This window comes from Blautia sp. AF26-2 (assembly GCF_003460955.1).
GTDB classification, from domain to species: Bacteria; Bacillota; Clostridia; order Lachnospirales; family Lachnospiraceae; genus Fusicatenibacter; species Fusicatenibacter saccharivorans.
Genome location: NZ_QTWD01000001.1, coordinates 434,962 through 455,921 on the forward strand (window position 1 = coordinate 434,962; position 20,960 = coordinate 455,921).

The 20,960-nt window shown below is 50.5% G+C and carries 15 protein-coding genes; 10 read left to right on the top strand and 5 right to left on the bottom strand.

From position 1 onward, the window contains the following. The first annotated feature begins 6 nt into the window (after positions 1-6). Positions 7-2,352 (top strand): ferrous iron transport protein B, encoded by a 2,346-nt coding sequence (gene feoB, locus DWY63_RS02175; RefSeq protein ID WP_117801061.1) that lies wholly within the window; start codon positions 7-9, stop codon positions 2,350-2,352. Between the two features lie 96 nt (positions 2,353-2,448). Here feoB and DWY63_RS02180 read toward each other — a convergent pair whose 3' ends face one another. Further along, positions 2,449-3,240, bottom strand: a complete 792-nt coding sequence (locus DWY63_RS02180) for a hypothetical protein (protein ID WP_055226353.1) — start codon at positions 3,238-3,240, stop codon at positions 2,449-2,451. 354 nt (positions 3,241-3,594) lie between these two features. Between DWY63_RS02180 and pfkB the strand changes: the two genes are divergently transcribed. The 5 genes from pfkB (at position 3,595) to DWY63_RS02205 (ending at position 9,420) form a co-directional block, all read left to right on the top strand. Then, complete coding sequence (pfkB, locus tag DWY63_RS02185; RefSeq protein WP_117801064.1) at positions 3,595-4,503, top strand: 1-phosphofructokinase; 909 nt, start codon at positions 3,595-3,597, stop codon at positions 4,501-4,503. Between the two features lie 15 nt (positions 4,504-4,518). After that, positions 4,519-6,432, top strand: coding sequence for a PTS fructose transporter subunit IIABC (locus tag DWY63_RS02190; protein WP_117801067.1), 1,914 nt, complete (start codon positions 4,519-4,521; stop codon positions 6,430-6,432). 68 nt (positions 6,433-6,500) lie between these two features. After that, on the top strand, positions 6,501-6,758 hold the full coding sequence (locus DWY63_RS02195; RefSeq protein ID WP_022463097.1) for an HPr family phosphocarrier protein: 258 nt from the start codon (positions 6,501-6,503) through the stop codon (positions 6,756-6,758). 263 nt (positions 6,759-7,021) lie between these two features. Continuing rightward, entirely contained in the window at positions 7,022-8,671 is a 1,650-nt protein-coding gene (gene ptsP / locus DWY63_RS02200; RefSeq protein ID WP_117801072.1) for a phosphoenolpyruvate--protein phosphotransferase, read from the top strand. After that, positions 8,665-9,420, top strand: a complete 756-nt coding sequence (locus DWY63_RS02205; protein WP_117801075.1) for a DeoR/GlpR family DNA-binding transcription regulator — start codon at positions 8,665-8,667, stop codon at positions 9,418-9,420. The genes ptsP and DWY63_RS02205 overlap by 7 nt, the downstream gene beginning before the upstream one ends. A gap of 113 nt (positions 9,421-9,533) precedes the next feature. Here DWY63_RS02205 and DWY63_RS02210 read toward each other — a convergent pair whose 3' ends face one another. Together DWY63_RS02210 and DWY63_RS02215 are read right to left on the bottom strand one after the other, a co-directional pair. After that, the gene (locus DWY63_RS02210) at positions 9,534-12,254 is read right to left on the bottom strand and encodes a transglutaminase-like domain-containing protein (RefSeq protein WP_117801078.1); all 2,721 of its coding nucleotides are present in this window, start codon (positions 12,252-12,254) and stop codon (positions 9,534-9,536) included. A gap of 6 nt (positions 12,255-12,260) precedes the next feature. Further along, complete coding sequence (locus DWY63_RS02215; RefSeq protein WP_117801081.1) at positions 12,261-12,746, bottom strand: hypothetical protein; 486 nt, start codon at positions 12,744-12,746, stop codon at positions 12,261-12,263. Positions 12,747-12,918: 172 nt separating this feature from the next. On the opposite strand from DWY63_RS02215, the gene DWY63_RS02220 reads away from it, so the two are divergent. Beyond that, entirely contained in the window at positions 12,919-14,118 is a 1,200-nt protein-coding gene (locus DWY63_RS02220; protein WP_117801084.1) for a hypothetical protein, read from the top strand. A 4-nt stretch (positions 14,119-14,122) separates the two neighbouring features. On the opposite strand, the gene DWY63_RS02225 is transcribed toward DWY63_RS02220, so the two are convergent. Both DWY63_RS02225 and DWY63_RS02230 read right to left on the bottom strand, forming a co-directional pair. Next, positions 14,123-15,859: a hypothetical protein gene (locus DWY63_RS02225; protein ID WP_117801087.1), complete on the bottom strand. Its 1,737-nt coding sequence runs from the start codon at positions 15,857-15,859 to the stop codon at positions 14,123-14,125. Between the two features lie 346 nt (positions 15,860-16,205). Further along, positions 16,206-17,057: a LysR family transcriptional regulator gene (locus DWY63_RS02230; RefSeq protein WP_117801090.1), complete on the bottom strand. Its 852-nt coding sequence runs from the start codon at positions 17,055-17,057 to the stop codon at positions 16,206-16,208. Between the two features lie 127 nt (positions 17,058-17,184). Here DWY63_RS02230 and DWY63_RS02235 point away from each other — a divergent pair, with 127 nt between their 5' ends. From DWY63_RS02235 to DWY63_RS02245, 3 genes are all read left to right on the top strand, one after another. Beyond that, positions 17,185-18,570, top strand: coding sequence for an MATE family efflux transporter (locus DWY63_RS02235; RefSeq protein WP_117801093.1), 1,386 nt, complete (start codon positions 17,185-17,187; stop codon positions 18,568-18,570). Between the two features lie 112 nt (positions 18,571-18,682). Further along, the gene (locus DWY63_RS02240) at positions 18,683-19,528 is read left to right on the top strand and encodes a S8 family peptidase (RefSeq protein ID WP_055217985.1); all 846 of its coding nucleotides are present in this window, start codon (positions 18,683-18,685) and stop codon (positions 19,526-19,528) included. Between the two features lie 165 nt (positions 19,529-19,693). Next, entirely contained in the window at positions 19,694-20,896 is a 1,203-nt protein-coding gene (locus tag DWY63_RS02245; RefSeq protein WP_055217983.1) for an NADP-dependent isocitrate dehydrogenase, read from the top strand. The last annotated feature ends 64 nt before the right edge of the window (positions 20,897-20,960 follow it).

Sequence of the window (20,960 nt, forward strand, 5' to 3'; positions counted from 1 at the left end):
ACAGATATGACATTGAAAGAACTGCCGATCGGAAAAACGGCGACTGTCCGCACTGTAGGAGGAGAGGGTGCGCTGCGGCAGCACTTCCTCGATATGGGAATCATTCCAGGTGCGGAGGTAACGATGGTAAAGTACGCACCGATGGGAGATCCTGTGGAAGTACGGATTCACAGCTATGAGTTGACACTTCGCCTTGACGATGCCGGACGGATTGAAATTGATGAGGTGCGGGATACCGTAAAAGAAAAGGAGCAGCCGGATGCCAGAGCGATTCCGCATCCCGGTTTTGGAGAGGGCGGAAAGTATCACAATAAGGCAGAGGAGCATCCACTGCCGGAAGGAGAGCTGCTGTCCTTTGCACTGGCAGGAAACCAGAACTGCGGCAAGACTACGTTGTTCAACCAGCTGACGGGATCGAATCAGCATGTCGGAAATTTCCCGGGCGTGACGGTGGACCGGAAGGATGGTGAAATCCGCGGTCAGAAGAACACGCTGGTCACGGACCTTCCCGGTATCTATTCCATGTCGCCGTACTCCAGTGAAGAGATTGTCACGCGAAATTTTGTGCTGAACGAGCATCCGCGCGGCATCATTAATATCGTAGATGCGACGAATATCGAACGGAATCTGTATCTGACGATGCAGCTGATGGAACTCGACATTCCGATGGTACTGGCCCTCAACATGATGGATGAGGTACGCGAAAACGGCGGTTCTGTGCTCGTGAACCAGATGGAAGAGAGACTTGGCATCCCGGTTATCCCGATTTCCGCTGCAAAAAACGAGGGAATCGATGAACTGGTTGCCCATGCTGTCCATGTGGCCAAATACCAGGAAAAACCGGGCAGAAAGGACTTCTGTGAGGCGAATGACCACGGCGGTGCCGTCCACCGTGCGCTACACGCCATCATGCATCTGATCGAGGATCACGCCGCAAGGGCGGATATTCCGGTGCGGTTTGCGGCGAGCAAGCTGGCAGAGGGCGATGCGCTGATCCTGGAGCAGCTGGCCCTCGATGAAAACGAGAAAGAGATGCTCGAACATATCGTCTGTCAGATGGAGACGGAGCGCGGCCTGGACCGCGCGGCGGCGATTGCGGATATGCGTTTTAATTTTATTGAAAAAGTCTGCCGTGAGACCGTGGTAAAACCAAAAGAGAGCCGCGAGCATGTGCGGAGCACAGAAATTGACCGTGTGCTGACCGGAAAATATACGGCTCTGCCATGTTTTGCCGGGATTATGGCGGCTGTCTTTTTCCTGACCTTCCATGTGATCGGAGCATCGCTGCAGAGTGTGCTGGAGATTCTGATCGGAAAACTGACCGAGCTCGTGGACAGCGCCATGACAGCATGGGGCGTCAATCCGGTGCTTCATTCCCTTGTGATTGACGGTATTTTTAACGGCGTCGGAAGTGTCTTAAGCTTCCTTCCGATCATCGTCACCCTGTTTTTCTTCCTGTCCATTCTGGAAGACAGCGGCTATATGGCGCGCGTGGCATTTGTGATGGATAAGCTGCTCCGGAAAATCGGCCTCTCCGGCCGCAGTATCGTGCCGATGCTGGTCGGTTTTGGCTGTACCGTGCCGGGCGTCATGGCGAGCCGCACCCTGCCTTCCGAGCGTGACCGGAAAATGACGATCCTATTAACTCCGTTTATGAGCTGTTCGGCAAAACTTCCGATTTACGCGTTCTTTACCGCCGCATTCTTCCCGAAATACAGTGCCCTTGTGATGGTTCTTCTGTATTTCGGTGGTATCTTCATGGCTGTCCTGATGGCGATGCTGATGCAGGGAACTTTATTCCAGGGGGAAGCCGTTCCGTTTGTCATGGAGCTTCCAAACTACCGCATGCCGGGGGCAAAAAATGTCGGACAGCTTTTGTGGGATAAGGCAAAAGACTTCCTGCAGCGGGCATTCACCGTCATTTTTGTTGCCACGATTGTGATCTGGTTTTTACAGACCTTTGGAACGCATCTCAATGTCGTGGAGGACTCCAAGGACAGCATTCTCGCCGTTGTCTCCGGCCGTCTCGCCCCGGTTTTTCGGCCGCTTGGATTTGGAGACTGGAGAGTATCGACCGCCCTTCTAACCGGATTTATGGCAAAGGAGAGTGTCGTCTCCACACTTTCCGTACTGTTCGGCACGACCGCGCAGCTGACCGAAATTCTGACACCGGTTTCCGCATTAAGCCTTCTGGTTTTCTGCCTCCTCTATACGCCGTGTGTGGCGGCAGTCGCTTCCATCAAGCGGGAGCTTGGCGGCAGATGGGCAGCCGGTGTTGTCGTTTCCCAGTGTGTGATCGCCTGGCTGGCAGCTTTTGTCGTACATGGCTTTGCACTGCTGTTTGGCATGTAAAAAAGAACATTAAATAAGAAAAGCTCTGCAGAACAGAAAATGCAAAATTCTGATCTGCAGAGCTTTTGATATATGGCTGGTAAAAAAATGCCGGTTTTAAATTTTTCGTATCACATGCTTTAAAATTCTTGTCTTGTGGAGCAGAAAGATCGAGCAGTCCATAAACAGATGGGCAAGAAAGGTGCTCAAAATGACGCCATTTGATTTCAGCAGAAAGCCGACATGGAACCCATACCAGCACACGAAACCGGAGTAGGCGCTCATGATGACAAGAAGCGGTAGATTTTCCAACACGCCCCGCATCGTTTCAAGAAAACTCTTGACCGTAAAGTCGAAATACAGGAAGCGGCCGACCGTCAGTGTCAGGAAATAGAGAATCAGGCCGTCGTAATTCGTGTCCTCGTAGATAAAGCGGATGTACAGAAGAATCAGTACAATATAGAAGACCGAAATCAGCCGCACCGACGCCTTCTGCTCCGGGTCAAGGTGCGTGAGCTTTACCAGAACCACATCGAGCCAGCTCGTCAGAAAGACGGAGAGCACGATAAAGACAAGAAGCACCACATCCTGATATTTCTCCCAGTACATCGAAATCTGCGGCAGACGCTCATCGATAATGTAATAGAGGGAGAGGAAGAGAAGAATCGAAGTGCCGGAGAAAACCAGCTCATAAAAGCTTTCCACAATCTGATACTGCCTGCGCTGGTGTTTCTTCCGGCGTATTTTTTTCGCTTTTTCCTCTGTCTCCTCTTTTAGCTGCCGCTGAATCTGCAATTTTGCAATCAGAAGCACAAGGGCAAGCACCAGAATCAGGCCGAGCAGTGAGACAAGCAGAAAACTGCCCACATTGGCGGGATCAAAATAGTGAAGAATATAGTATCGTTTCAAATAAAATCACCTCTTCTGGAAATTCTTTTTTTGATTTCTCTTCACTTTAGTACCAAATCCGGAAAAAGTAAAGTACAAAAATGAGAACAGAAAGAAAGTGTCTGATAAAAAATGACCGAAATGGAGAGAATAAAGTGATCAATGCGTGACAGGGAAGAAAAGATGACGATCAGTCAAAGTCGGTCAAAACAGGGCGATAAACCGGGAAAATCCGTCACAAAACTCTAAACTTATGCAAATGTGACAAAAAGAGAAGGGAAAATTCATGAAATATTAATGATTGATTTTGAATGAATATGACGATATGATAATCTTATCAAAGCAAAAACGATCAAAATAAAGCAGGAGGGAAATATGATTTACACAGTGACATTCAATCCGTCTCTGGACTACATTGTATCGGTGGAAGACTTCAAGCTCGGCCTTACCAACCGCACAAGCTCCGAGCTGATGCTTCCGGGCGGAAAAGGAATCAACGTATCGACCGTACTTGGAAACCTTGGAATTGAGAGCACAGCGCTCGGATTTCTGGCAGGCTTTACCGGAAAAGAAATCGCGGGACGGCTCGACCAGATGGGAATTAAAAACGGCTGCATCTGGCTGGAAGAAGGATATTCCCGCATCAACGTCAAATTAAAGAGCATTGACGGAACTGAGATCAACGGACAGGGACCCGAAATCCCGGAGAAAAAAGTGGAAGAGCTGATGAAACAGCTTTCCGCACTCGGCGAGGGCGACGTTCTCTTCCTCGCAGGCAGCATCCCGTCATCCATGGCAGATGATGCCTATCAGAAAATTATGGAAATGCTCGACGGCAAGGGCGTCCGCATCGTCGTAGACGCGACCCGTGATCTGCTGATGAAGGTTCTGCCGTACCACCCGTTCCTCATCAAACCGAACAATCACGAACTCGGCGAGATTTTCGGTGTGGAATTAAAGACAAGAGAGTCGGTTGTTCCGTATGCAAAACAGCTGCAGAAAAAGGGCGCACAGAACGTTCTGGTTTCCATGGCAGGCGAAGGAGCCGTTCTCGTTGCCGCATCCGGTGAGGTCTTTGAAGCTCCGGCCCCGAAAGGAAAGCTTATCAACGGCGTCGGCGCAGGAGACTCGATGGTAGCCGGATTCATGGCAGGCTACATGGAAAAAGAAGATTACCTCCTTGCGTTCCATATGGGAATCGCAGCGGGAAGTGCAAGTGCTTTTTCTGAAAACCTTGCAACCCGGGAGGAAATTGCATCTGTCTACAAACAGATTACAAAATAAAAGGGAGGACGTCTCATGAGAATCACAGAGTTGCTGGACATCCGCAGTATTGCGCTGGATGCCGCACCGAAAAGCAAACAGGAAACGCTTGATGCAGCCGTAGCGCTGATGGTCAAAAGCGGAAAGATCACAGACGAAGATGCGTACCGTGCACAGGTTTACGCAAGAGAAGAAGAGAGCACCACAGGAATCGGAGAGGGAATTGCGATTCCGCACGGAAAATGTGATGCAGTAAACAAACCGGGCCTTGCAGCCATGGTGATCCTGAACGGCGTTGATTTTGATTCTCTCGATGGAGAGCCGGTCACCCTGCTGTTCCTCATCGCAGCGCCGAACACAAAAGACAACGTTCACCTCGATGTCTTAAGTAAACTTTCCATGATGCTGATGGATGAAGAGTTCACCAAGAGCCTTCGAAACGCAAGGACACCGGAAGAGTTCCTTGCCATTATCGACCGCGCCGATGAAGAGAAAAAGAGCGTAGATGAGCGTCTTGCAGAGCCGGTGGAAGCAAAAGAAAATCAGGTGAAGATTCTCGCCGTTACTTCCTGCCCGACCGGTATTGCCCACACTTACATGGCAGCCGAGGGAATCGAGAAAGCAGCGAAAGCAAAAGGATGCTTCGTAAAAGTCGAGACACGAGGCTCCGGCGGAGCGAAAAACGTGCTGACTGCACAGGAAATCGCCGATGCGGACTGCATCATCGTTGCAGCCGACGCACAGGTTCCGATGGATCGTTTCGACGGAAAGAAAGTCATCCAGCGCCAGGTATCCGACGGTATCAGCAAAGCAGATGAGCTGATCGAGCTTGCGATGTCCGGAAACGCACCGGTTTACAAGAGCGGCAATGCGCAGACAGCCGCAGCAAGCACGAAGAAGAACAGCGGCGGTATCGGCCACCAGCTGTACACCCAGCTGATGAATGGTGTTTCCCATATGCTTCCGTTCGTTGTCGGCGGCGGTATTCTGATCGCAATTGCATTCCTGATCGACGGACTTCTTGTTGATATGAACTCCCTTGATGCCGCAGCCAGATCAAACTTCGGTACGATTACCCCGGCTGCAGCGATGTTCAAACAGATCGGCGGCGTGGCATTCGGCTTCATGCTCCCGGTTCTTGCAGGCTACATCGCCATGGCAATCGGCGACCGGCCGGCACTTGCCCTTGGTTTTGTCGGCGGTATGATGGCATCGAGCGGAACCTCCGGTTTCCTTGGAGCACTTGTTGCCGGTTTTGCAGCAGGCTACATTATCCTTGTCCTCCGCAAAGCATGTGAGAAACTTCCGGAAGCACTCGAAAAGATTGCGCCGGTTCTGATTTACCCGGTAGTCGGCATCCTTGCGATGGGACTTCTGATGCTCTTCATTGTAGAGCCGATCATGGGAACCGTCAACACGGTACTGAACAATGGTCTTGCTTCCATGGGCGGATCCAGCAAGCTGATCCTTGGCATGATCCTCGGCGGCATGATGGCCATCGACATGGGCGGCCCGTTCAACAAAGCAGCTTACGTATTCGGAACAGCAGCCATCGCAGCAGGAAACTACGACATTATGGCATCCGTTATGATCGGCGGTATGGTTCCTCCGTGTGCGATTGCACTTGCAACCCTGCTGTTCAAAGATAAATTTACAAAAGAAGAAAGAGAATCCGGTCCGACCAACTTCATCATGGGACTCGCCTTCATCACCGAGGGTGCGATTCCATTCGCAGCAGCAGACCCGATCCACGTTCTTCCGGCCTGCATCATCGGCTCTGGCCTCGCAGGTGCGCTCTCCATGGCATTTGGCTGTACCTTAATGGCACCGCACGGCGGCATCTTCGTTGTACCGGTTATGGGAAATGCGCTGCTTTATCTGGTGGCAGTTGTCATCGGAACAGTGGTATCCGCAGTTCTGCTTGGAGTTTTAAAGAAAAAAGTTGCATAAAAGAGTAGAAAAAAGACAGAAAACAAAGTAAAATAAAAATATCAAAGATCCTATGGGAGGAAAAAATCATGAAAGAATTTAAGTATGTTGTAACAGATCCAGAAGGAATCCACGCTCGTCCGGCAGGAATGCTGGTAAAAGCAGTCAAAGAATTTTCCTGTGATATCAAGATCGCAAAAGACGGAAAAGCCATGAACTGCAAAGCCATCTTCGGCATCATGGGACTGGCTGTAAAACAGGGCGAAGAAGTTACCCTGACCTTCGATGGAGCAGATGAAGATGCTGCATACGAAGCAATCAGCAATTTCATGAAAGAGAACTTGTAATTCTACAGAGCCATGCGGAATGGAAGAAAAAAGTGCGAATCATGCTTGCATGAATGAGTGCTTTTTTCTGGAATTCCATATGGCGAGAAGCCACATCGAAATGGAGCGTAAGCGGAATTGAGATGGGGCTCTGGAGAATTACAATATAGTAATCGGCAGGAGCGTGTTTGAAAAACTTTCTGAAACTAAGAAATCCTTTTTAAACACGCTCCGGCTGTCTGGACAGAAAATTCGGATATCGAGAACAAAGGTGGAGAAAACTTATGCAGATTTATCAGGGAAAAAGCGTATTTTCCGGCATTGCGATCGGAAAGATCCGCGTATACAAAAAGAATGAGCGTCAGGTAAAACGTGTGAAAGTGGAAAATCCGGATGCGGAGATGGCACGGTTTGAGGAAGCAAAGGCAAAAGGAATCGCCCAGCTTGGCGTTCTGTATGAAAAAGCATGCAAAGAGGTCGGCGAGGCAAATGCAGCGATCTTCGAAGTGCATCAGATGATGATGGAGGATGACGGCTACAATGAGTCCGTCGAGAACATCATCAAGAGCCAGGGCGTCAACGCTGAGTATGCCGTTGCAACGACAGGCGACAACTTTGCGCAGATGTTTTCTGCCATGGACGATGATTACATGAGAGAGCGCGCGGCAGACGTAAAGGATATTTCCGAGCGTCTGATCTCCATCTTAAATGGAGACAACACTGACGCATCCTTAAACGACGAACCGGCAATCATCGTGGCAGATGACCTTGTGCCGTCTGAGACGGTACAGATGGATAAAGATAAAGTTCTTTCTTTTGTTACCGTACACGGTTCTTTAAATTCCCACACTGCCATCCTTGCGAGAACCATGGCAATTCCGGCACTGGTCGGAACACCGCTTCCGCTGGATGAGAGCGTAGACGGAAAGCTCGGCATCGTAGACGGATCCGATGGAACCATCTATGTTGATCCGGACGAGGAGACTCTTGCTGCCATGCAGAAGCGCCGCACCGAGGAGGAGGAAAAGAAAAAACTGCTCCTCACCTTAAAGGGAAAAGAGAATATTACACTGGACGGACAGAAAATTCTGCTGTATGCTAATATCGGAAACATCAAAGACCTTGCGGCTGTCATGCAGAACGACGCGGGCGGCATCGGCCTGTTCCGAAGCGAGTTTATCTATCTTGAGCAGGATCACTATCCAACAGAGGAGGAGCAGTTCCGTATCTACAAACAGGCAGCAGAGACGATGGCGGGAAAACGCGTCATCATCCGTACCCTCGATATCGGTGCCGATAAACAGTGCGATTATTTCGAGATGGAAAAAGAGGAGAATCCGGCACTTGGCTGCCGTGCGATCCGCATCTGCCTGACGCGGCCGGAGATCTTCAAGACACAGCTTCGCGCGCTGTTCCGCGCAAGCGCATATGGAAAAATTGCCATTATGTATCCAATGATCACAAGTGTCGGCGAGGTTCGCCAGATCAAAGCGATTGTGGAGGAAGTAAAAGCTTCTCTCGCTGAGCAGGGCATTGAGTACGGAAATCCAGAGCAGGGTATCATGATCGAGACCCCGGCGGCTGCCATCATCAGCGATGAGCTGGCAAAAGAGGTTGATTTCTTCAGTATCGGAACGAACGACCTCAGTCAGTACACCCTCGCGATCGACCGCCAGAACACAAAGCTGGATCCGTTCTTTGATCCGCATCACCCGGCGATCCTGCGCATGATTCAGATGGTTGTGGAGAATGCACACAAAGCCGGCATCTGGGCCGGTATCTGCGGCGAACTCGGCGCTGACCAGGAGCTGACAAAAGAGTTCCTTGCGATGGGCGTAGATGAACTTTCCGTTTCTCCGGGAAGCATCCTTCCGCTCCGCAAGATCATTCTGGAAACAAACGTGGCAGAATATAAGGCAGGAAAGAAATGTTAACACAGCAGAGACATGAGATAATTTTGAAACTGTTAAAGGAAAAGGGAAGCATCACCGTGACGGAAGTCCGGGATCTTCTCGATACATCGGAGTCCACGGTACGCCGCGATATCACAGCGCTCGACAAGGAGGGCAAGCTGGAAAAGGTATTCGGCGGCGCCGTGGAAGCCGGCCAGAAGGTGACGGCACACGAGTACACCGTTGCACAGAAAAATGAGCTGAACTGCGATGCCAAACGGAAAATCGCAGAATATGCGGCATCCCTCATCGAGCCGGACGATTTCGTCTTTCTCGACGCGGGAACGACAACGGCGCATATGATCGATTTCATCCGGGCAACCTCCGCCGTTTTCGTGACAAACGCCGTTGACCACGCACGGCGGCTGGCATCACGCGGGTTTAAGGTCATTCTGGTAGGCGGCGAGCTCAAAAGCTCCACAGAAGCCGTCGTCGGAAACCAGGCAATCCGCACGATCCAGGAGTATCATTTCACCAAAGGCTTTTTCGGAACAAATGGCGTAACCCGAAGAAGCGGCTGCACAACCCAGGACGTCAACGAGGCCGTCACCAAAAAGACCGCCATGGAACAGTGCCGCCAGTGCTACGTCCTCTGCGACGCAAGCAAATTTAACAGCATCAGCTCCGTCACCTTCGCAGACTTCGAAAAACCAATCTTCATCACCGACCGGAAAGTGATCGGATATGAGAAGAGCAAACATATCATCGCGTGCGACGAAGAACAGAAATAAAAGGCCAATATCTTACACACACATAAAGAGAGAAGAGTCCCTGATCTGCAAAGGAATTGTTTGCAGAGTCAGGGACTTTTTCACTTTATTTATCTGCTGTGTGTGAAAAGCGTTTACTGCCGGATATACTCGCTGAAGTCCTGCATCACGCGGTCCATCAGTTCCATATTCTGGCGGGAGTATTCCAGGGCGCTCTGACCGATCTGGTTAGTCTGATCAATGCCGGCCTGGATATATTCTTCCGTGAAGCGGAAACTGCCAAGTGATGCAATTAATGTGTCGGCGACATTGTCAAACTGGTCGGACGGGGCAATCACGCCGAACAGATCCATGGCACCACGGCTTGGTGTGATGTCAACACCGCCGATTTCATAGGAACCGGCATCGACAATCGATCCCTGGAAAATTCCCTTACAGGGCGCGCCTGTGACGGAAGTGAGGTCAGCTTTCAGCATCGACTCCGAAACGGCATACGGCGACAGAAATGTTGTGACGGGTTGCTCGACGATGTTGGAGAGATTATGGACATCCGCAAAGTTATAGGAAGATCCCATAATCGTGTAGTAGGCCGCTTCATATTCATCGAGCCCGTCAAGGCACGCGGTCAGCGTACCCAGTTCGAGAACAGGAAGGTCACTCAGATAGTCATTTCCGCCGCTCATCGCAAGATATCCGTCCTTTCCTTCCTGACTCTTAAAATACGGTCCAAGCTCTCCGTAAAAGAAAATCTGTGCATCCGGGTTCTGCGGATCATAAGCACGGAAGCAGAAGCCTGCATAGGCGCCGCCGGTCTCGATGGTCCAGCCTTTCGGGAGCTGCATCGTAAAGTTGCCGCCGTCGTAGGATTCCAGCGTATACGTGCCGGAAGACGAGGAAGATGATGGAGCAGGTGCTACAGAGGATGCATCACCGGAAGATGGCTGGGAACCGGAGTCGCTGGAGGAGGATGGTGATGATGGAAGCGTCACATCCGCAGTATAGGAGTCTGCTGCAAGGCCGCGGATGTTCAGCACCTTCGCAAGACTGCAGTCCACCAGATAAAAGAGTCCGCCCGACTGCTGGGACTGCTGTTTTTTCTGGGAGAGATATTCATCCCATCCCTGAGAATCAAGCTGGATAATCACCCCGCTGTTGTCATCCGTCGTTGCATCAAATGGAAGCGTTGTTGTCTCAATCAGAAAATACTGTCCCGAATTTTCCCACGTCTCGACCGCCACCTGTGCATGGCCCGGTGTAAGGATCAGAAACGGATGCATATTGGCGGACTGCAGGACGCTGGCCATCAGAACGGCCGTCTCAATACAGATTCCGGACTTGCTGTTTAAAACGGCGTCCGGCATCAGCACGCGTTGCGTGGCATCAAACGAGTACGGGCCCATATTGTAGCGAACGCCCATCGCGCTGATGGCACTCTGGATCGCGGCTACCTGATAAAAAGTAACGTATGCTTCCTGCCCCTGTCCGAAACCGTAGCTGTACTGATAGCCGGGAAGTTTCCCATAGTCCCGTCCAAAGTTATTTTCCAGCCAGGAAATTGCATTCCGCCGGACGGCAAGCACGCCGTCTGAATCCGGTGTCATCCAGGCGAGCAGATTATCGTTCTGCACGACACCGAACTCATCGCTGTATGTTTTGTAATCGTAAATGCTGTAGAGCTTGATTGCCTTGCTCTCCTGGGCCAGAACATCGCCGGTTGCACAGTCGGTCACTTTCAGAATCAGCTGCGTTTCCTTTGTCGAGGAGAGATTCGGGAGCTCGCTTAAAATGGGCGGCTTGATCATCAGATACGTCATTTCCGGGGAAAGCGTGACTTTCTGTTCATAAACCTGGGTAAAGCCGGGGATCTCCGCCGTGACCAGAACATCACAGTAGGATTTGTCGGTATACATCAGCAGATTGACGGCAGAATCCGCAGCCGGATACAGGTTCGGGTAAATCTCATCGACCAGCGAATGATAAATAAAAACGATCGAATCCTGCGAAACATAACTGTTTTCCGGAACTTTCTTCTTTTCGCAGGAAGAGAGAATTTCACTTCCAAAAACCTTCAGATTGTTTTTCAGGACATCCGCGCTGTGCACATATTCCCGCACCATCAGATCCGCGATTTGTTTTTCGTATGCATTTCCTTCGATAGTCACGCGGCTGATAATCTGATCGGCAGAGTAGGAGAGAAGGACATCTCCTGCCGCTGCCGACGATACAGACTGCAGATAGCTGGTCAGCATATCAAAAGCACCTACGTAATGCGTCCAGAGCGTGGAAAGATAGGACGGTGTCGTAAGGGCAAGCAGATTTTCCTTGACGCGGACCGTCGTGGAATACAGATCACCAAGGTACTGCTGAAAACTGCTCTGTGCGGGATTTGCTGCTTCCAGAAGTTCGAGGGAAGCATCGTACTGCGCCGTATAGAAAGTCAGAGTTTCCTGCATGGCATTCAGATACAAAAGCATGTCTTCAAAATATTCCTTCTGTTCCTGTTCGATAGCCTTTCCAAAATCGGAGGACGGCGCACCGCTCTTTTCAATCTGCTGCTGCAGTTCCTGCACGGCAGCGACTTTTTCTTCGAGAAGTGTCAGCTTTGTGCGGCACTGTTCCACGTAAGCATCGCTGTCCTTGTTTTCGGAAAAGGTACCGGTTGCCTCGGTCATCTCATTGGAAAAAGAAATCATCTCGTCGATGAGAGACTGCGCTTCTGTGACAGAAGCAGTCACCTGGGTCAGATACGCATCGTCTGCGGCGCTGCCTGTTCCGCCGCATCCAAAGAGTACGGAACAGAGAAAAACCAGGACCAGAAATGTGCCGGTTACTCGAAAAATAGGTATTTGTTTCATCTTTTGTCACCTTCCTTCCAATGTTTTATCCTGTGTCCGAAGATCGTCTGCCAGCCGCCAGAGGGCAGCATCGCCGGACAGTTCGTACTGTGTTCTGCCATGTTCAAAATGATGGCTGTTAAAAGAAAAAGAATACGTTTCCCCGTCTGCGTTCGTAAAGAGAAAAAGATCCGAGTCATCCGAGGAAACAAGAGACGTCTCCCCTGTTACGGTAATTTCTGTAAGTGCATTCAGGAACGCTGCAACCGTTTCGGGATCTTTACAGAGACAGCTTTCTTCTGCTTCCCCGAGATGGCGGTACTCGAGCAGAACAGCATTTTCTTTTTGAAGCAGAAAATCCTGTGTCCGCGCATCGCAGTAAGCGGCAAGATTTCCAGATGCGTTCTGCCCCGGCTGTTGACCCGGTGTCGAATCGCAGGAAATCAACAGACATGCAAGTCCAAGAAAATGCAGAAGAGGAAACAGGATGTTTGGCTTCTCGTTGTTTTTCATGTGCATCCCCTCTCGTCTTTTGTGAAGTTACTTTTATTATACAGGAAATCCCAGGTAGATTCTGCAAAGTTTCCGAATTGTCATGAGCTATAACGGAAATTGCGAATACAAATTGGAAAATACCATTTATAATGAAAAAACAAAAAGAAAATCACAAAGGAGGGAATGAAAAATGGCATATGAAGAAATGAAATGCAGAAAATGCGGAAAACCGATTCAGTTTGCAGAAGGTGCACCCTGGATTCGGTGTGTGTACTGCGGAGCGGAATATACGAGAACTGCGAAAAAAGAAAAAGCAGGAGAAGTGCAGCCGATCGGAAACGGAGGAAATCCGCTGTTTGAAGCGTTTCTTCCGGCGGGCTGGACGTACCGCATCATCGAAGACGGATCGTTTTCCTCCCTTGCCCCGGTCTGCTTAGGAATTGCATTTACCGGACCGGGTGGTGTGCAGATGACGTTCCTGCCGTTTGCATATTACAAAGATGCCGCAGTCCGCGCCAATCCGTTTTCACCGCAGTCGGTGCCAGGCGAGCAGTTTGATGGAATGTCGCTGGTGCGGTACCGGAAACGTGCCGCGCTGCCGCAGTATGCATATGAACGCATCGCCGCGATAACAAAGACAACCCAACTTCGCGTAGAGCCGATGGACGCTGGGGTTCTGAAGGAAAAGGCAGCCTGGTTTGGAAGGGAAGCTGGACAGAAGCTGCAGGGAGCCGTACACACCGAACAGGGAAAATTCCGCGTGCAGGTATTTGCGGAGGGAAGGAGTTTCCGAGGCTACTTTGCCACGGTTCAGGCCTATCTGGATCCGGGAGAGCGGACCAGGACGGATGCCGGGAGAGACTTTCTCAAAAAAGGAATGGCATTTTTAGGTGCTATGTACGGCATCGGCGGAATGGCATCCTACGACTGGGGCAAAGCGTTCGACGTTCTGCTCCTTACTCCGGAAGGAGACCCGGCGGAATATGAGATGATTTTTGATGAATTTCTGCGGACGATTGCCTACAGCCCGTATTACTATGCCATGCAGGAGGCGGAACTTCGAAGAACCGAGCAAGTTCAGATCAACGGTGCGATGCAGCGGCAGCAGAATGCGATCCGCTCCTCTCAGCAGATTTCCCGCACCCTCTCCGAAACATCGGACATCGTCAATCAGGCGTACTGGGACCGGAGCGAGCGGATGGACCGCGTGTGGGAGAAAAATTCCGAGGCGGTCCGCGGTGTCAATTCCTACACCGATTCCACCGGGCGGCAGTACGAGGCGGATGTTGCGTATGACCACGTCTACCGTCACGGGGATGATACATTTGCCGGAAGTAAAAACGGGAGTGTTGATCTCGGCCCGGAGTGGGAGGAACTGAAACGAGGATAGAGATCTAATTTTCCACAAGCGGCGGAATAAAGTTTTCAATTGCACTCAGAAGCTTCGGATGATGAATGACAAAGTGAATCGTCGGCGCCGTATTCTTCGAAATCATCGCCCATTTTCCTTCGTGGATTTGAATCTGCAGATTGCGGAAGGTGCAGGAGGACGTTTCGGTAAATGTGTAATTTGCATGGGAAGCCGCATAAGCGCGGGTCTGTGCCAGATGCGCCTGGTATTCTGCAAAGGTGTAGAACAGCTGTTTCGGATAAAACAGGCCGGAGAGGGAAAGACACATTGGGTACTGTGCGAACTCTGCCAAATCGGGAAGAGAAAATTCATCCTCAAACGGACTGGTTTTTAAAATTTCCTCCTGTATCTGGCGCTGGGCGGCGGCATAGGATAAAATGGTGCGCCGGTCAGAAGATGGAATACCGCGGGCGGAAAGAAACGTTTCTAAAAAAGTAGCGTCCATCGTATAGAGGGGGAGTGCGGACAGAATATTCCTGCGGTTTCCGTTCTGGTGGGAATCTGCTACGAGAAAAGCCTGCAAAGCACCCGCCTTATCCGCAAGGTAAATATCCATCAGCGGACTGGCATTCTTTAAGAGTTCTTCGGCCCGCTTCCGGTAATAGGCGACTTCCTCTTTTGATTTTGTCAGGTAATACTTTCCGTCACTGTGAAAACCGCTGATCGCTTCACCGGTCAGCGCCGCCGGGCCGGAGACTTTCAGAAAATGCAGAAATACGCTGTTCTGCACGCCTTTTAAGTAGTACGGCGAAATCTGGCCCGTCATATACATCGGAATCCAGCTTTCCAGTCCGAGCATCATTTCGTCAAACGACCGGTCGAGGTTGTGGATCTGGTGGAGATGAAGGCCTTTTTTCAGCATCATCGCCATGCCGAACATCCACTTTTTGGGAAAGTCAGGGTCTTTTGCCATCTCGCTCATCGGCATATCACTGTACATAATCACGGACTCCATTGAGCGCGACAGAACCGTGGCTTTTAAGAAGTCAAGCTCACTTTCCATCATGTCGTGGATGCCGAAGTACGATTTCGAGGTCGGGAGGTGGAACGGCATGGCGGGCGGGAGCTTCAGTTCATCGAAATGGATTGCTTTGATATATTCATTCAGATCGAAGGCATCAAGCTTCGAAAGAAAATGTGAGACGCTGTCTTCCCGTTTTTCTTTTGTTTCCAGCAGATACGTCTGAAGCTTCTGAAAACGGACGGAAGGATCGGCAAGGGATTCGGCCGTGCAGCCAAATAGCTCAGCAAGGACAGCTTTTTCTGAGGCGGAATCCATTTCTTTGGCGATATACCCCGCAATTACAGCAGCAAATTTTTCCGGCTCTGCAATCTGGCGGGAGCCGCTGCGGAAACGGAAAATGGTGGAGGTATCGTAGTTCGTGTACTGGCATAGCCGGGAGATGTTGATGTTCAGCAGTGAGATCAACGTATTGAAATTATACCGGAGCTGCTCACGGTCAACAGTGACAAGATCCTCGCAGGAGAGGAAGCTCTCCCGTACTGCATCGGCTGTAAGCGTGGAATTTCCCTTTTGTTCCGAGATCCTGGCAATGGAAGAACAGAGCTGGGAAAAGGCGGAAGAGCGCATATCCGGAACGCGTTCTCCAGAGCGGTAGCGGCTGAGCGTAGCCGCGGACAGACCGGAAAGCTTACTTAATTCTTTCGCCGTGCAGGGAAACATCTGGATGTATTCGTTTAATTTTTCATGAAAGTTCATTACACACCTCGTTTCTTCTGAAAGACAGGTAATTTCTGTGACTTTATTATACAGGGAAATGATGGAAATGGACAGCAGTTTCCGCTTTGGAACATGCCATTTTGGAAATTTGAAGAGGGAGGTTTCCTTGACATTCCTTTTCCAGATACGTATAATAAGAAAAAAGCAAAAAGGCTGCCCTTTCGGCGGCTTTTTGTATGACAGATGGTTAGTAAAAACTAACCTGGATCATAAAAATGGGGGGGAAAAGAATCATGCTTTTGATTTCCCACCGAAACAGCACCCTGACCGGCTACGACCGGATTCTGCATCTAGAACCGGCAAAAAGATAAGCAGTTTTAATATGTCAGGTTTCATCCCACATTTTCAGAAAATCCCGAAGCTCGGATGGAAGGCGCCCTTTGCGCCAGGCGAGCAGGATTTCCGTTGTAAGGTCTGCGTCCGTGATGGCGCAGGCCTTTAATTGATGGGAAAGCGGCAGCATGGAGGCGGGCAGAAGAGCAATGCCAAGCCCTTTTTCCGCCATCGTCATTGCCGTGCGGGCATCCTCACAGGTCAGATAGATGTCGCAGAACAGACCGGCCTGTTCGAAAGCGGAGAGCATATATTTTCGGTAGCGGTTGGAAAGAATCAGCGGCTGTTCGGCAAGTTCGGTAAGAGAAAGCGTGTCGCGCTCCGCAAAAAGCGGGTGGTCAGGGAGTGCCATGGCGGTGATGCTTTCTTTTAGGAGTGTTTTTGTTTCACAGCCGTTTAAAACGATCGGTGTGCGCAGCGTAGTAAGATCGATCACATGATTTTCCAGCTGATCTTTGAGGGCAAAGGTGGAACCCTCGTGTACATCGAAGTGGACCTGCGGATGTTGTTTTGAAAACCGGAGCAGGTAGTCGGAAAGAAGGGACACGGTGGAAGGCGTCATTCCGATGTGCAGAGTTGCCGCCTGGCTGGATTTTACGACTTCGCGTTTCGTAAGATCCGCGAGCATCAGAAGTGTACCCGCCTGCTCGTACAGTGTTTTTCCCGCATCAGTCAGTGTGATTTTCTTTGTACCGCGCACGAGAAGCGGCACCTGAAGCTCTTCCTCGAGCATTTTAAGCTGATAGCTTAACGGCGGCTGTGTCATATGCAGTATGCGTGCCGCCCCGCTGATGGTTCCGGCCTCCACGATGGCGCGGAAGTATTCGAGCTGTCGAAGTTCCATGGGAATCCTCCTTTGTAAGATAAAACATATAAAAATTATTTAGATCCAATATAAAAACAATAATTTACATATAGTATATGACATGATATACTGAAAAGCAAGTGAAAAGAAAAGGAATGATAGAACAATGAAACGAATTGATTTCGAGCATGGAACCGTAACCGGAAACATTTTAGGAGCAGCGCTCCCGATGCTGGTTGCCCAGATTTTAAGCCTTTTGTACAACATCGTAGACCGCGTTTACATCGCGCGGATCCCAGATGTGGGAACGGCGGCGCTCGGCGCGGTCGGCCTGTGCTTCCCGCTGATCGTTATCATCACGGCATTCAGCAACCTGTTCGGAAGCGGCGGCGCTCCGCTGTTTTCGATCGAGCGCGGAAAAAACAATCCGCAGAAGGCAGAAACGATCATGAATACATCTTATTCCATGGTCTGCGCCTGTGCCGTTGTCCTTATGGTCATCGGCTTTTTGTTTGCCCGTCCGCTGCTGACGCTGTTCGGCGCATCGGCAGATGCGATGGTCTACGCGTATCCTTATATGATGATTTACCTGATCGGAACACTGCCGTCCATGGTTGCGACCGGCATGAACCCGTTTATCAATGCGCAGGGTTATTCAACGGTCGGCATGTTCTCCGTTACGATCGGAGCCGTCGCAAATCTGCTGCTTGACCCGCTGTTTATCTTTGTACTTGGCTTTGGCGTACAGGGTGCCGCGATTGCCACCGTCATTTCCCAGACGCTCTCCGCCGTCTTTGTTCTGTACTTCCTGACCCGGAAAGCGGAGCTGAAAGTACGGTTTGTGCGGAAAAATGAAATTTCCGAGTGCACAGGCTATGCGAAAAATATCGTAAGCCTCGGTACTGCCGGTTTTATCATGCAGCTCACCAACAGCCTTGTCACCATCTGCTGCAACAATGTGCTTTCCGTGACCGGCGGTGATATTTACATATCTGTTATGACGATTGTATCGAGTGTCCGCCAGCTCGTCGAGACCCCGATCTACGCTATGAATGAGGGAACCTCCCCGATCTTAAGCTATAACTACGGCGCTCGCCGCCCTGCCCGCGTGCGAAAGGCCATGTGCGTCATGAGTGTGATGATTCTTGGCTACACGGCAGTGATGTGGAGCGTTATTATTTTGATTCCGCATGTGCTGATCGGCATTTTCAGCTCGGACGCAGTGCTGATCCAGGATGCGGTACCGGCACTGAAACAGTACTTTGGAGCGTTTATTTTTATGGACTGTCAGTACATCGGTCAGACGGTATTCAAGTCGCTGAATAAAAAGAAACAGGCAATCTTTTTTTCTCTGCTCCGTAAAGTTGTGATTGTCGTGCCGCTCACCTATCTGATGCCGTACGCATTCCATATGGGAACTGACGGTGTCTTCCTCGCAGAGCCGGTATCCAATGTAATCGGAGGAGGTTTGTGCTTCGTGACCATGCTTCTCACGGTTCTGCCGGAGCTGAAGCGGATGGAAAAACAGAATACGGCAGGATATAAAAAATAGAATCTGCAGACCCCATGGAGACCCAAACTCTGTGGGGTTTCTTTTGATTGTTCTTTGCAAAGGAAAGTCCTTTTTTGCATACCATAAAATAAGAATACGCCGGAGCTTTGCGATGAACGAGCAGAAAATTCTGACAGGAAAAGGAATTACCGTGGCGGTGCTGGATACAGGGATTTTTCCGCATATTGATTTTGATAATCGGATTGCGGCGTTCCGGGATCTGGTGTACGGGCGGGAGACGCCTTACGATGATAATGGGCATGGGACGCATGTCTGCGGAATCCTCGGTGGAAGCGGAAGAGCATCCGGCGGGAAGTACCGGGGTACGGCACCGGAATGCAGATTTGTGGTAGCAAAAATTCTCGACCGCAGGGGAAACGGCAGAAAGCAGGATATCCTTGCGGCGATTGACTGGGTGTGCAAAGAGCGAATAAGACTTAATATCCGCATTTTAAATATTTCAGTGGGAACAACAGAGCAGGAAAAAACGGTGGATGATCTGCTCGTGCAGGCGGTGGAGCGCGCCTGGGATGACGGGATCACAGTTGTGACAGCGGCCGGAAATCTGGGGCCCGCTCCGGGCAGTATTACGGCGCCGGGGAGCAGCAGAAAAGTGATCACCGTGGGAGCGGGCGATCTGCTGGAGCCAAGAAGAGGAATCTCCGGATGCGGCCCGACACGGGACTGCGTCTGCAAACCGGATCTTGTCGCGCCTGGAAAACGTCTCATTTCCTGCGCGCCTGGAAGAAGCAGGAAGGAATATGTGGTGAAGAGCGGCACCTCGATGGCGGCACCGCGGGTGTCCGGAGCCGTGGCTTTGGCACTTGAACGGGTTCCGGATCTTACAAATGTCCAGGCGAAAATGCTGCTTTGCGAATCGGCGAGAGACCTTGGCCTTCCGCGCAACCGTCAGGGGCATGGGATGCTTCAAACAGACCGTTTTCTGTCTCTTCTGTGAGGCACTGTGCGGCAGCATAAAAAAAGAAAAATGAAGGAAAACACCTCTCATCCTGCAAAAATTGTGTGAATTTATGGGAAAATACCAAAAAATCAGGTGGATTTTGACTTGACAAGCTATAGGATACTTTATACAATAAACGGGAATAGAAAAAGGAGGCCTACTATGGAAAAAATTCAGATGACCACTCCTCTGGTAGAGATGGATGGAGATGAGATGACCAGAATTCTCTGGAAAATGATCAAAGATGAGCTGCTTCTCCCGTTTATTGACCTGAAAACGGAATATTACGATCTGGGACTGGAACACAGAAACGAGACGAACGATCAGGTAACCGTAGATTCCGCAAACGCTACCAAGAAATACGGTGTAGCAGTCAAATGTGCCACCATTACGCCGAATGCAGCGCGTATGACCGAGTACAATCTGAAAGAAATGTGGAAGAGCCCGAACGGAACGATCCGTGCCATGCTCGACGGAACCGTTTTCCGTACCCCGATTGTCGTAAAAGGCATCGAGCCGTGCGTGCGCAACTGGAAAAAACCGATCACGATTGCCCGTCATGCATACGGAGATGTCTATAAAAATGCAGAAATGCGCATTCCGGGACCGGGAAAAGCAGAGCTGGTTTATACGGCTGAGGATGGCACCGAGACAAGAGAGCTGATCCACAACTTCACCGGCGCCGGTGTCATTCAGGGCATGCACAATCTGGATAACTCCATAGAAAGCTTTGCGAGAAGCTGTTTCGAGTACGCACTGTCCACGAAACAGGATCTGTGGTTTGCAAGCAAGGATACGATTTCCAAGAAGTATGATCACCGCTTCAAGGATATCTTCCAGGAGATCTTCGATGCAGAGTACAAAGAGAAATTTGCAGAAGCAGGCATTACCTACTTCTACACTCTGATCGACGACGCCGTTGCCCGCATCATGAAAGCAGAGGGCGGCTTTATCTGGGCCTGCAAGAACTACGACGGCGATGTCATGAGCGACATGGTATCCTCCGCCTTCGGTTCCCTTGCGATGATGACTTCTGTTCTCGTATCCCCGCACGGATATTACGAGTACGAGGCTGCGCACGGAACCGTACAGCGCCACTATTACCGTCACTTAAAAGGTGAGGAGACATCCACCAACTCCGTGGCCACCATTTTTGCATGGACCGGCGCACTCAGAAAACGCGGGGAAATGGATGGAAACGCAGAACTTTCCGCATTTGCAGACCGTCTGGAAAAAGCAACGATCGCAACGATCGAGAGCGGAAAAATGACAAAAGACCTTGCGCTGATCACCACCATGGAAAATCCGACCGTATTAAACAGCCGTGATTTCATCCTGGCCATACGCGAGGAGCTGGAGAAATAATTAAACGAAGCAAAAAAGAAAGCCGATCCGGCATTCCCGCAAAAAGGGATGCGCCGGACCGGCT

Coding starts and splice junctions, on each gene's coding strand:
- DWY63_RS02240 (WP_055217985.1), top strand. CDS start 18,683: ATGAACGAGCAGAAAATTCTGACAGGAAAAGGAATTACCGTGGCGGTG.
- pfkB (WP_117801064.1), top strand. CDS start 3,595: ATGATTTACACAGTGACATTCAATCCGTCTCTGGACTACATTGTATCG.
- DWY63_RS02235 (WP_117801093.1), top strand. CDS start 17,185: ATGAAACGAATTGATTTCGAGCATGGAACCGTAACCGGAAACATTTTA.
- DWY63_RS02215 (WP_117801081.1), bottom strand. CDS start 12,746: ATGAAAAACAACGAGAAGCCAAACATCCTGTTTCCTCTTCTGCATTTT.
- DWY63_RS02230 (WP_117801090.1), bottom strand. CDS start 17,057: ATGGAACTTCGACAGCTCGAATACTTCCGCGCCATCGTGGAGGCCGGA.
- DWY63_RS02225 (WP_117801087.1), bottom strand. CDS start 15,859: ATGAACTTTCATGAAAAATTAAACGAATACATCCAGATGTTTCCCTGC.
- ptsP (WP_117801072.1), top strand. CDS start 7,022: ATGCAGATTTATCAGGGAAAAAGCGTATTTTCCGGCATTGCGATCGGA.
- DWY63_RS02220 (WP_117801084.1), top strand. CDS start 12,919: ATGGCATATGAAGAAATGAAATGCAGAAAATGCGGAAAACCGATTCAG.
- DWY63_RS02210 (WP_117801078.1), bottom strand. CDS start 12,254: ATGAAACAAATACCTATTTTTCGAGTAACCGGCACATTTCTGGTCCTG.
- feoB (WP_117801061.1), top strand. CDS start 7: ATGACATTGAAAGAACTGCCGATCGGAAAAACGGCGACTGTCCGCACT.
- DWY63_RS02245 (WP_055217983.1), top strand. CDS start 19,694: ATGGAAAAAATTCAGATGACCACTCCTCTGGTAGAGATGGATGGAGAT.
- DWY63_RS02190 (WP_117801067.1), top strand. CDS start 4,519: ATGAGAATCACAGAGTTGCTGGACATCCGCAGTATTGCGCTGGATGCC.
- DWY63_RS02205 (WP_117801075.1), top strand. CDS start 8,665: ATGTTAACACAGCAGAGACATGAGATAATTTTGAAACTGTTAAAGGAA.
- DWY63_RS02195 (WP_022463097.1), top strand. CDS start 6,501: ATGAAAGAATTTAAGTATGTTGTAACAGATCCAGAAGGAATCCACGCT.